The following is an 11,060-nucleotide window of genomic DNA, read 5'->3' as shown; positions in this document are numbered from 1 at the left end:
CGCGCCGACGCGCTTGACCCCTTCATCGAGCACTACAACACTGAACGAATCCACTCAAGCCACGGGCTCACGCCCGCGGCCCGAGTGTCACCAACGTCATGACCCAGTACAGCTAGGCGCGCGCATCGCCGACGACGTCGACCTGCACACGCTGCCGCCCGTCACGGGCATGCTGCGCATCGGCCGGGGCGCATCGGTCGAGCCGGAGGTCGACCTCTCCGGCTACTGGATCGACGGCGACACCGTGCGCGTCGGCGCCGTCCGCATCGGCGCGGGATCCACCGTCGGCACGCGCTCGACGCTGCTGCCGGGCACGCGCATCGGCAAGGGCGCGGAGATCGCGCCCGGCTCCGCCGTCTTCGGCCGCGTGCCGGCGGGCCAGCGCTGGGCCGGGTCCCCCGCCGCGCGCGAGGGCAAGGCGCGCGTCTGGTGGCCCGACCACCGGCCGCCGCGCAACACGCGCTGGGTCACCGCGTACGGAGCAGCGTCCGTCGCGACCGCGCTCGTCCCGGTGCTCGGCTTCGTCGCGGGCGGCGCGATCCTCGCGGCCGCCATCCGCGGATCCGCCGACCTCGGCGACGTCTGGTGGCGCGGCCTCGGCGCGCTCGTGCCCGCCGTACTCGTGACCGGGCTCGTGCTCGCGCTGCTCGTCGTCGGATCCGTGCGCCTGCTCGGCCTCGGCGTGACGGAGGGCATCCACGCGGTGCGCAGCCGCGTCGGCTGGCAGCTCTGGACCACCGAGCGCCTCCTCGACATGGCCCGCACCGTGCTCTTCCCGCTCTACGCCGGCCTCTTCACGCCCGTGTGGCTCCGGCTCCTCGGCGCGCGCGTGGGCAAGGACGTCGAGGCGTCGACCGTGCTGCTCATCCCGGCGATGACCACCATCCGCGACGGCGCCTTCCTCGCCGACGACACGCTCGTCGCCGGCTACGAGCTCGGCGGCGGCTGGATGCGCGTCGCCCGCGCCGAGATCGGCCAGCGCGCGTTCCTCGGCAACTCCGGCATGGCGGGGCCCGGCCACAAGGTGCCGAAGGACGGCCTCGTCGCCGTGCTCTCGGCGGCGCCCACGAAGTCGAAGGCCGGATCCTCGTGGCTCGGCTCCCCGCCCGTCCGGCTCCGGCGCACGGTCGCCGCGGCGGACGACTCCCGCACGTTCGCCCCGCCGATGCGGCTGCGCGTCGCCCGCATCCTCTGGGAGCTGCTGCGCGTCGTGCCCGTGTTCGTCACCTGCGCAATCGGCCTGGCCGTGCTCGTGACCCTCGCCGCGCTCACCGAGGCGTGGGGCCCGTTCGTCGCGTTCCTGCTCGGCGGGGTCGTGCTGCTGGTCGCCGGCGCGGTGGCGGCGGGCGTCTCGACGGCGGCCAAGTGGATCCTCATCGGCCGCATCCGCGCGGAGGAGCACCCGCTGTGGTCGTCGTTCGTGTGGCGCAGCGAGGTGTCGGACGTCTTCACCGAGATGGTCGCCGCGCCCTGGTTCGCGTCGTCGGCCGCGGGCACGCCCGCGCTCGTGTGGTGGCTGCGGAGCCTCGGCGCGCGCATCGGATCCGGCGTCTGGTGCGACTCGCACTGGCTGCCCGAGGCCGACCTCGTGACGCTGGGGGACGCTTCCACGATCAATCGCGGGTGCGTCGTGCAGACGCATCTGTTCCATGATCGGATCATGAGCATGGACACCGTCACCCTCGACGCCGGTGCGACCCTCGGGCCGCACAGCGTCATCCTCCCCGCGGCGCGCATCGGCCCGCAGGCCACCGTGGGCCCCGCGAGCCTCGTGATGCGCGGGGAGCTCGTGCCGGAGGCGAGCCGCTGGAGCGGCAACCCGATCGGCCCGTGGCGCGAGGTGACGCTCGGCCGCTACCTGCCCGCGAGCGCCGCCGCGGCGTCCGCGGGCGCCGCCGCGACCGCTCCGACCGACGCCACCGCGCGCGCGACCGCCGGTCACCGGTGAGGGCCGCGGCAGGTCCGTCGTCCGGCGACGCGTACACCCCCGAGGTCGGATCCACCGCCTACGCGGTCGGGCGCTACGACCTCGACCTCGACTACCGCGTGGCCCGCAACCGACTGAAGGCGCGCGCCGTCATCACGGCCGTCGCGCGCGAGCCGCTCCCCCGCCTCGAGCTCGACCTCACGGGCCTCCGCGCGGGCGACGTGCGCGTCGACGGCCGCCGCGAGACCCGGCACGTGCAGCGCGGCGGGCGGCTCGTCGTCACGCCCGCGGCTCCCATCCCCGCGGGCGCGACGTTCACGGTCGACGTCGCCTACTCCGGCGAGCCGGGTCCGCGTCGCACGGTCTGGGGCGACCTCGGCTGGGAGGAGCTCGGCGACGGCGTGCTCGTCGCGTCGCAGCCGAGCGGCGCGTCCACCTGGTTCCCCTGCAACGACCGGCCGGACGACCGGGCCGCCTTCCGGATCCGCATCGCGTGCGAGGTCGACTACTCCGTGATCGCGAGCGGCCGGCTCGTCTCCCGCCTCGAGCGCTCGGGCCGCGCGACCTGGACGTACGAGCAGGACGCGCCCACCGCGCCGTACCTCGCGACCGTGCAGATCGGCCGCTACTCGGAGCGGCGCGTGCCCGCCGGATCCACGCAGGCGGTCTTCGCGTACCCGAAGCCGCGCGAGGCCCGCGTGCTGCAGGACCTCGCGCTCGTGCCCCGCATGATGGCCTTCTTCGAGACCCTGTTCGGGCCGTACCCGTTCGACGAGTACCGCGTCGTCGTCACGGACGACGAGCTGGAGATCCCGCTCGAGGCGCAGGCGATGGCCGTGCTCGGGTCGAACCACGCGGACGGGACGGGCGGATCCGAGCGGCTCGTCGCCCACGAGCTCGCGCACCAGTGGTTCGGCAACGCGGTGGGCCTCGCGTCGTGGCAGCACATCTGGCTCAACGAGGGCTTCGCCTGCTACGCCGAGTGGCTGTGGTCGGAGGAGGCAGGCGGCGCGACCGCCGACCAGCTCGCGCGCCAGCACCACACTCGTCTCGACCGCTACGGCACGCAGCTCGGCATCGGCGATCCCGGACCGGAGTCGATGTTCGACGACGTCGTCTACAAGCGCGGCGCCCTCGCGGTGCACGCGCTGCGGCTGACGCTCGGCGACGCGGCGTGGCGGCAGCTGCTGCTCAAGTGGACGGATCCGGCGTGGACGGCGCCGCGCACGACCGCGGACCTCGTCGGCGCGGCCGGCGACGCGGGCGCGCTGCTCCGCGCATGGCTCGCGGACGGGCCGCTGCCGGCGCTGCCGCGGGTGCGGCGGCGCTGAGGAGGCGGATCGCGACACCTCTGACTGCGCGCCATCGTTGTTATACTTCGGGTCGATGTATAACGACGATGGGCGCCACCCCAGTGAGTCGCTGAGTCCCTACACGCCGGGATCCGTGCCGACGAGCCTGCCCGGGCGGGCGGACAAGCTGCAGCAGTTCCGCGAGGCCGCCCAGCGCATGGCGTCCGATGGGCTGTTCATCCCCCGCGTGCACGTCGACCACGGTCCCCGCGGGATCGGCAAGACGTCGCTGCTCCGGGAGGCGCAGCGCATCTTCGGCGGGTACGGCGTCCGGACCGTGCTGATCACGGCGGATCCCGACGAGGATCTGGTCCGATCCCTGCTCGGCGAGCTCCGGCAGGTCGTCGGAACCGGCACGCGTCTGCGGAAGGCCGCCCTCGAGGCGATCGACTCGGCCACGGTCACGCTGGGGGCTCCCGGCATCGTGCAGGTCGGCGTCTCGATGACCCCGGAGAAGAGACGGACGGCCGCATCCGCGAAGCAAGTCCAGCAGGCGATCCGCGCCGCGATCGACGCCGTGATCCATGACGGGGACGCGGGGGTCGCGATCCTCATCGACGAGATCCAGGAGGCGGACCCCGAGAGCCTGCGCACCCTCGCCTACGCGTGGCAGGAGATGGCCCCGCTCCGCGCCTTCGAACCCGGGCAGCCGCGGACCGCGCTCTTCGCCGTCGGGCTGCCGGGTGCCCCGACGAAGATCAACAAGGCCGTGACGTTCAGCGAGCGGTTCAGCTTCCAGCCGATGCACGGCCTGTCCGACGCTGGCGCGCGCGAGGCGCTCGAAGGCACGGCCACGACCGTCGCCGTGAACTGGGACGTGGCTGCCCTCGATCGGGCTGTGGCGGAGTCGAGCGGCTATCCCTACAAGGTCCAGCTGATCGGCGACGCGTCGTGGCGTGCAGCTGCCGGGCGCCTCGCCCGTGACGGCTTGCGACCAGATGACACCATCGCGCTCGAGGACGTCCTGGCCGCGCTGCCGTCCGTCGGTGCGGAGATGGATACGCTCTTCACCGCGCGCTGGAGGTCCGCCAGTCCGCGACAGCAGGACATGCTCGTGGCGGTAGCGCGGCTGGGTGGAGTGGACGTGAAGCGCGCCGATCTCGCCGAGGCTCTGTCGACGACCACTCGAGCGATCTCCGTCGCTCGCCAGAAGCTGCTGGACAAGGGCCTCCTCGACGCGAACAAGCACGGGCACCTGTCGTTCACCGTGCCGGGGTTCACGGAGTTCGTGCTCGACCAGGCGGAGAACGAGTGAATCGCCTTCGCTGATGCCGCGTCCCGTTCAGAGGGCGAGCGAGCGGATCTCCGCCGTGAGCGGCTGCGCACCGGCGGGCCCAGCAAAGCGCGCGACAGCAGCCACGAGGTCGGACGCGAGCGCGACCTCGACGACCCGGTAGCGCGCTTCCTCGCCGTCGATCCACGCGACGGTCCCGTCCGCGTCCCCGGCGAAACGCACGCGCCCCGGATCCACGAGGAGCCCGCGCCCGTCGGCCTTCAGCACCGCCTCGATCCGCACCCACCCCGCGAGGGCCATCCCGGGGGGCGCCTCACGGTCGCGCGGCTCGGCGTCGATCCCGACCGGCCCGTCAGCGCTGACGGCGACCACCACCGCGTCGCCCGCGTGCGCCACGCTCGCGTGCAGGCCGTCGAGCGCGCGGGATCCGCCGAGCACCGGCCGGCCGTGCTCGCCGCCGCACGTGGCGCAGCGGGCGCGGACGGTGACGGCCGCGGGATCCGCACCCACGAGCCCCGCGGCGAGCGCCCGGAGAGCGTCACGACCGGCCGCGGTGCGCGCGGAGCGGTCGGCCGACGCGGCCACCCGCGCCACCGACACGTGCACGACGGCGGGAGCGGGGATCACGTGTCGACCCTAGGCGGCCGTCACGCGGCCATCCGCGCGAGCACGACCGCGCCGGCCACGAGCGCCCCGGCGAGCAGCACGGTCGACGGGCCGACCCACCACCAGCCCCGACGCGCACGTGTCCCCTCCACGACCGCGGCGACGGCGAGCAGCAGGAGCGCCAGGGCGGCACCGCCGCGCGCGAGCGGCGTCGCGTCGTCGCCGGTCATCGCCACGCAGCCCGACACCAGCAGGGAGCCCCCGAGCATCAGCCAGCCGAGCACGGCCAGGGTGCGCACGACCTGGCTCCGCCGGTCGGAGCGCCGCAGCGGCTTGGCGCCGCGCCACCCGTCGGGCGCGCGCAGACCGCCCACGACGACCATGACCTCGTCGAGCTCCGCCGGCCGCTCGCCCGCCGGCAGCGCGAGGAAGCGGCCGAGGTGCTCGTCCCGGACACCGGACGAGGCGATCAGGCGGGCCAGCAGCTCTCGCTCGCGCGGTGTGGTCCAGCCGTGCAGGGCGATGCCCCACCGAGCAGCCTGGTCGGGCGCGCGCACCTCGCGGTACCAGGACGCGAGGAGCAGCCGCGCCACCGCGTCGCCCGGCTCCTTGCGCACCCGCGTCCGCAGCTCGACGATCGCGTCGCGTCGGCGGCCATCGGCCCACAGCGTCCGGGCGCGGTCGACGGCCTCGGATGTCTGCATGCGCCCAGGCTCGCGGATCCCGTCGGGCCGCGTGCGGTTCATCCCCGGGCGCGCACCAGCATCTCGTCGGTCTCCGTCGCCCGCCGCGTGACGCCCGCGTCGTCCACGTAGGCGTACGTGGTCGTCGTGTTCTCCCCCGTGCCGCGGTAGCCGAGCCGCTCGTACAGCGCGCGGGCCCGCGGGTTGTCGAGGCCGACGCCCACCGCGAGGGGCCCGGATCCGACGCGCTCCTCGGCCGCGCGCATGATCGCCGTGCCGATGCCGCGTCCGCGCTCGGCCTCGTCCACCCGCAGGTTCCGCAGCTCGGGCACGTCGCCGCGCAGGTCGAGCTGGCCGGCGCCCACGGGACGGTCGCCGTCCCACGCGACCAGCAGCGTGGATCCGCCCGCCTCCTGCAGCGCCCACATGGCGCGCGCGAACCCGCGGCCGGGCGGCTCCTCCTGCTCGAGCCGCCCGACCTCCGAGGCCGCCAGCGCGCGGACCTCGATCCCGGTCACCTAGATGACCGCCTCGCTCCAGTCGTCCGGGTTGCCGAAGCGGTGGGCCGTGATGCTGATCGCCTGCTCGCGCAGGAACGTGAGCATCTCGACGCGGCCGGCCGCGGTGACCTCGTCGGCGAAGACCGCGACGTCGGGGGTGCCGCGAAGCGCATCGGACAGGGCGCGCGCCTCCACCAGCCGCGACGAGCGCGCGGCGACGAGCCTCACGCGCTCCGTCGCGATCCCGGACGCCGCGACCCGGGCGAGCCACGCGTCGTCCGTCTCGATGGTCACGTGCACGGTGGGCAGGTCGTCGAGCACCTGGCCGAGGCCGGCGGGCAGGATCCCCGGCACCGACACGTGCATCTCCGCGCGCGCGAGGCGCCCGGCCGCGAGCACCCGGAGCAGGTCGGCGAGCGCACCCGACTCGGTGAGCCGCACCGTGACGGGCAGCGGCCGGTAGCGGAACAGGTTCCGCTCGACGCCGAGGCCGCTCGGGTCCTTCACCTGGCCGAACTCGTCGTGCCAGGCGACCGCGTCGCTGAGCGCCGAGCGGCGGACCAGGTCGAAGTCCTCGTAGCGGATGGCGGGCTGCGCCGACTCGATGAGCTCCGTGACCCGCGGCGACAGCCCGCGCAGGTGCAGCGAGCTGGAGTGCCGACCGGCGTCCGCGACCCAGGTGCCCAAGCCCATGAGGTAGTTCGGGCCGCCGGCCTTGGTGCCGGATCCGACCGAGGAGCGCTTCCAGCCGCCGAACGGCTGGCGCTGCACGATCGCGCCCGTGATCCCGCGGTTCACGTAGAGGTTGCCGGCCTCCACGGTCTCGAGCCACTGCTCGAGCTCGCGCGCGTCGAGGCTGTGCAGGCCCGCGGTGAGGCCGTAGGGGATGGCGTTCTGGAAGCGGATCGCCTCCTCGAGCGTCCGCGCGCGCATCACGCCGAGCACGGGTCCAAAGAACTCGGTGAGGTGGAAGTACGACCCGGGCTTCACGCCGTCGCGGACGCCGGGCGACCAGAGGCGGCCGGTCTCGTCCATCTGCGACGGCTCGACGAGCCACTTCTCGCCGACGCCGAGCTGCGTGAGCGCGTGCTTGAGCTTGCCCGCGGCCGGCTCGATGATCGGGCCCATCTGCGTCGTCGGGTCCGACGGGTAGCCCACGCGCAGCGACGACACCGCGTCGGTGAGCTGCGTGAGGAAGCGGCGGGACTTCCCGACCGAGCCCACGAGGATCACGAGGCTCGCCGCCGAGCACTTCTGGCCCGCGTGGCCGAACGCGCTCTTCACGACGTCGGCCGCGGCCAGGTCGAGGTCGGCGCTGGGGGTCACGATGATGGCGTTCTTGCCGCTGGTCTCCGCGAGGAGCGGCAGATCCGAGCGCCAGGAACGGAAGACCTCGGCGGTCTCGTAGCCGCCCGTGAGGATCACGCGGTCGACCGCCGGGTGCGAGATGAGGTGCTCGCCGAACTCGGCCTCGCCCGCGTCGACGAGCGCCAGGAGCTCCCGCGGCACGCCGGCCTCGCGGAGCGCCTCGACCAGCACGGCGCCGGAGCGGCGGGCCTGGCCGGCGGGCTTGACGACCACGCCGCTGCCGGACGCGAGGGCCGCGAGCATGCTGCCCGCGGGGATCGCGACGGGGAAGTTCCACGGCGGCGCCACGACGGTGACGCGCGACGGCACGAACCGGGCGCCCTGCACGCGGTCGAGCTCGCGGGCGCGCTCAGCGTAGTAGTGCGCGAAGTCCACGGCCTCGCTGACCTCGGGGTCGGCCTCGGCGATGGTCTTGCCGGTCTCGGACGTCATCACCTCGATGAGGCGCGCGCGGTTGCGCTCGATCGCGACGCCCACGCGGTGCAGGAGCGCGGCACGCTGGTCGCCGGGGCGGGCACCCCAGCGGGCTGCCGCGGTGCGGACGCCGTCGATGATGTCGTCCAGCTGCTCCGTGGAGTCGATGCGCGCGGCCTCGATGGTCGCGACGCCCAGCTGCGAGGCCTCCACGCGCGACAGGATCTCGCGGCCCCAGGCGCGGTTCGTCGGCAGCGCCGGATCCGTGTCGGCCGCGTTGTGGAACGGCGTCGCGGAGGCGTCGGGGTCCACGAGCGCGTCGGGCGTCAGCAGCGAGCCGCGCGTGAAGCCCTGGACCACGCTCGTGAGCTGCGGGTCGACCTCCTCCTCGGGCTCGGCGGGCGTCTCCGGCTCGGCGAGCGGATCCACGTCGTCGAGCTCCGGCGGGAAGCGGCGGTCCTGCGTGCGGTTCGGCGCGGGGACGGTGTCGTCGACGCCGGCGAGCGACGCGCGGAACCGCGACTCCTCGCGCGCGAACAGCTCAGCCGACGTGCTCAGCTCGAACACCGCCGACATGAAGTTCTCCTGGCTCGCGTTCTCCTCCAGGCGGCGGATGAGGTACGAGATGGCCACGTCGAACTCGGTCGGGTGCACGACGGGCGTGTAGAGCAGCAGCCCGCCGACCGTGCGCTTCACGGCCTCGGCCTGGCCGGTCGCCATGCCGAGGAGCATCTCGAACTCGATCCGGTCGGTCACGCCGCGCTCCTCGGCGAGCAGCCACGCGTAGGCGACGTCGAAGAGGTTGTGGCCGGCGACCCCGACCTTCACGGCGTCGGCCGCGGCGGGCTGGAGCGCGTGCTCGAGCATGCGCTTGTAGTGCGTGTCGGTCTGCTCCTTCGTGGACCAGGTGGCGACGGGCCAGTCGTGCATCCGGCCGTCGACCTGCTCCATCGCGAGGTTCGCGCCCTTGACGATACGCACCTTGATGGGCGCGCCGCCCGCCGCGCGACGCTCCTGCGCCCAGGCGGTGAGTCGCTGCAGGCCGGCGAGCGCGTCGGGCAGGTACGCCTGCAGCACGATCCCGGCCTCGAGGTCCTTCACCTGCGGCTGGTCGAGCACGCGCGTGAACACCTCGATGGTGAGGTCGAGGTCCTTGTACTCCTCCATGTCGAGGTTGATGAACTTCGGGGTCGCGGCCTCCGACGCCAGCTCGTACAGCGGGGTGAGCCGCTCGACGACCTTGTCAACGGCCTCGTCGAACGCCCACATCGACAGCTGCGACACGACGCTCGACACCTTGATGGAGACGTAGTCGACGTCGTCGCGGGCGAGCAGCTCGCGCGTGCCCGCCAGGCGGCGCGCGGCCTCCTTCTCGCCGAGCACGGCCTCGCCGAGCAGGTTGAGGTTGAGGCGGGATCCGCCCTCGCGCAGCTTCTGGATGGCCGGCCCGAGCTTCTCGCTCGTCGCGTCGACGATGAGGTGCCCGACCATCTCGCGCAGCACGCGGCGCGCGACCGGGACGACGATCTGCGGGAGGACCAGGCCGAGGATGCCGCCCGCGCGGATCGCGCCCTGCATGTACCAGGGCAGGAACCCGGGGGTCTTGGCGGTGAGCGCGGCGAGGCTGTTGCCGGCGACCGGGAGGTCCTCGGGGCGCACGACCCGGTCGACGAAGCCGATGGTGAAGTCGAGGCCGTTCTCGTCCTTGAGGACGCCCGCGAGGCGCTCGGCCGAGGGATCCGCGGGGTGCTGGGCCGCCTCGGCGAGCCACGTGCGCACGAGGGCGACGGACCGGTCGGCGAGCGCCTCGCGATCCGGAGCGGCGGATGCGCCGTCGATCGTCGGGGACTGCGCCGTCGTGGAGGCGGATGCGGTCTCGGGGCCGGATGCGGTCATGCGGGAACCTCTTCGTCTCAGGTGGGCCGGAGCCCCGGCGTCGGCCGCGCTGCGGGCGCGTCCTCCCAGTGTGGGACCACACTCTCATCGGATGCGCTGAACGTTTCCGATGATCATCGTGCGGCCCTGCCGATGATTCCACGCTCGCCTGACATCCCCGGGAGGCGCACGTGCTCGAGATGCGACGACTGCGGCTCCTGCGCGAGCTCAAGCTCCGCGGCACGATCGGCGCGGTCGCCGACGCGCTCTCGTTCAGCCCGTCGTCGGTGTCGCAGCAGCTCGCGCAGCTCGAGCGCGAGGCGGGCGTCCCGCTGCTGCGCCGGGTCGGCCGGCGGGTCGTGCTCACGCCGCAGGCTGAGATCCTCGTCGAGCACACGACGGCGCTGCTCGAGCGGCTGGAGCGGGCGGAGACCGAGGTGAACGCGTCGCTCGCGAACGTGTCCGGCACGATCCGCGTGGCCGCGTTCCAGTCGGCGCTGCTCGCGCTCGTGCCGCCCGCGCTCACGATCCTCCGCGACGACTACCCCGACCTGCGGGTCGAGATCACGATGCGCGAGCCGGAGTCGGGCCTGCACGACGTGTGGGCGCGCGACCACGACCTCGTCATCGCCGAGCAGTACCCGGCGCACGCGGCACCCCGGCCGGCCGACCTCGACCGCGAGGAGCTGTGCGTGGATCCGCTCCGCCTCGGCCTCCCGCCCGGCCGCGACGACGTCCGGTCCATCTCCGACGCGCGCCGCCTGCCCTGGGTGATGGAGCCCGCGGGCACGGCGTCGCGCCACTTCGCCGAGCAGGTGTGCCGGGTCGCGGGCTTCGAGCCGGACGTGCGGTACGTGACGGCCGACCTGCAGGCGCACATCGACCTGGTGCGCGGCGGGCACGCGGCGTCCGTGCTGCCGGATCTGGTGTGGGCCGGACGCGAGCCCGACGTGCGGCTGATCGGCCTGCCCGGCTCGCCGCGGCGCACGGTCTTCACGTCGTCGCGCGTGGGCAGCCTCGACCGGCCGGGGATCCGCGCCTGCCGCGACGCCCTCGCGCGCGCGGTCGAGGACATGGGGCCGGTCGCAGGCTGAGCCGTCG

General features: G+C 74.1%; 7 protein-coding genes and 2 pseudogenes. 5 read left to right on the top strand and 4 right to left on the bottom strand.

The features are described 5' to 3' along the window. From HDR73_RS16340 to HDR73_RS16325, 4 genes and pseudogenes are all read left to right on the top strand, one after another. Positions 1 to 102, top strand: a pseudogene (locus HDR73_RS16340) (IS481 family transposase); the annotation flags it as partial. Positions 103 to 112: 10 nt separating this feature from the next. Then, positions 113 to 1,948 (top strand): annotated as a pseudogene (locus HDR73_RS16335) (Pls/PosA family non-ribosomal peptide synthetase); the annotation flags it as partial. Further along, positions 1,945 to 3,258, top strand: a complete 1,314-nt coding sequence (locus HDR73_RS16330; protein WP_012300041.1) for a M1 family metallopeptidase — start codon at positions 1,945 to 1,947, stop codon at positions 3,256 to 3,258. The pseudogene HDR73_RS16335 and the gene HDR73_RS16330, both read left to right, overlap by 4 nt. A 55-nt stretch (positions 3,259 to 3,313) precedes the next feature. Next, entirely contained in the window at positions 3,314 to 4,534 is a 1,221-nt protein-coding gene (locus HDR73_RS16325) for an ATP-binding protein (RefSeq protein WP_086935927.1), read from the top strand. Positions 4,535 to 4,561: 27 nt separating this feature from the next. Here HDR73_RS16325 and HDR73_RS16320 read toward each other — a convergent pair whose 3' ends face one another. The 4 genes from HDR73_RS16320 to HDR73_RS16305 are packed head-to-tail and all read right to left on the bottom strand — an operon-like array spanning position 4,562 to position 9,980. Further along, on the bottom strand, positions 4,562 to 5,140 hold the full coding sequence (locus tag HDR73_RS16320) for a 4'-phosphopantetheinyl transferase family protein (RefSeq protein ID WP_012300043.1): 579 nt from the start codon (positions 5,138 to 5,140) through the stop codon (positions 4,562 to 4,564). Between the two features lie 20 nt (positions 5,141 to 5,160). Beyond that, positions 5,161 to 5,823, bottom strand: coding sequence for a hypothetical protein (locus tag HDR73_RS16315; RefSeq protein ID WP_106408697.1), 663 nt, complete (start codon positions 5,821 to 5,823; stop codon positions 5,161 to 5,163). Positions 5,824 to 5,861: 38 nt separating this feature from the next. After that, positions 5,862 to 6,320 carry a GNAT family N-acetyltransferase gene (locus HDR73_RS16310; RefSeq protein WP_012300045.1) on the bottom strand — a complete coding sequence of 153 codons (459 nt, stop codon included), beginning with the start codon at positions 6,318 to 6,320 and terminating at the stop codon, positions 5,862 to 5,864. Beyond that, positions 6,321 to 9,980 (bottom strand): bifunctional proline dehydrogenase/L-glutamate gamma-semialdehyde dehydrogenase, encoded by a 3,660-nt coding sequence (locus HDR73_RS16305; protein ID WP_041464723.1) that lies wholly within the window; start codon positions 9,978 to 9,980, stop codon positions 6,321 to 6,323. A gap of 170 nt (positions 9,981 to 10,150) precedes the next feature. Here HDR73_RS16305 and HDR73_RS16300 point away from each other — a divergent pair, with 170 nt between their 5' ends. Then, on the top strand, positions 10,151 to 11,053 hold the full coding sequence (locus HDR73_RS16300) for a LysR family transcriptional regulator (protein ID WP_041464724.1): 903 nt from the start codon (positions 10,151 to 10,153) through the stop codon (positions 11,051 to 11,053). Positions 11,054 to 11,060: the final 7 nt, after the last annotated feature.

The organism is Clavibacter sp., from assembly GCF_014802555.1.
GTDB classification, from domain to species: domain Bacteria; phylum Actinomycetota; class Actinomycetes; order Actinomycetales; family Microbacteriaceae; genus Clavibacter; species Clavibacter sepedonicus.
The sequence above is the reverse complement of the archived record's forward strand: the minus strand, read 5'-3'. Positions and strand labels throughout refer to the sequence as shown.

Excerpts from the sequence above, each read along its gene's own strand:
- HDR73_RS16325 (WP_086935927.1), top strand. The coding sequence starts at position 3,314 with ATGTATAACGACGATGGGCGCCACCCCAGTGAGTCGCTGAGTCCCTAC.
- HDR73_RS16305 (WP_041464723.1), bottom strand. The coding sequence starts at position 9,980 with ATGACCGCATCCGGCCCCGAGACCGCATCCGCCTCCACGACGGCGCAG.
- HDR73_RS16315 (WP_106408697.1), bottom strand. The coding sequence starts at position 5,823 with ATGCAGACATCCGAGGCCGTCGACCGCGCCCGGACGCTGTGGGCCGAT.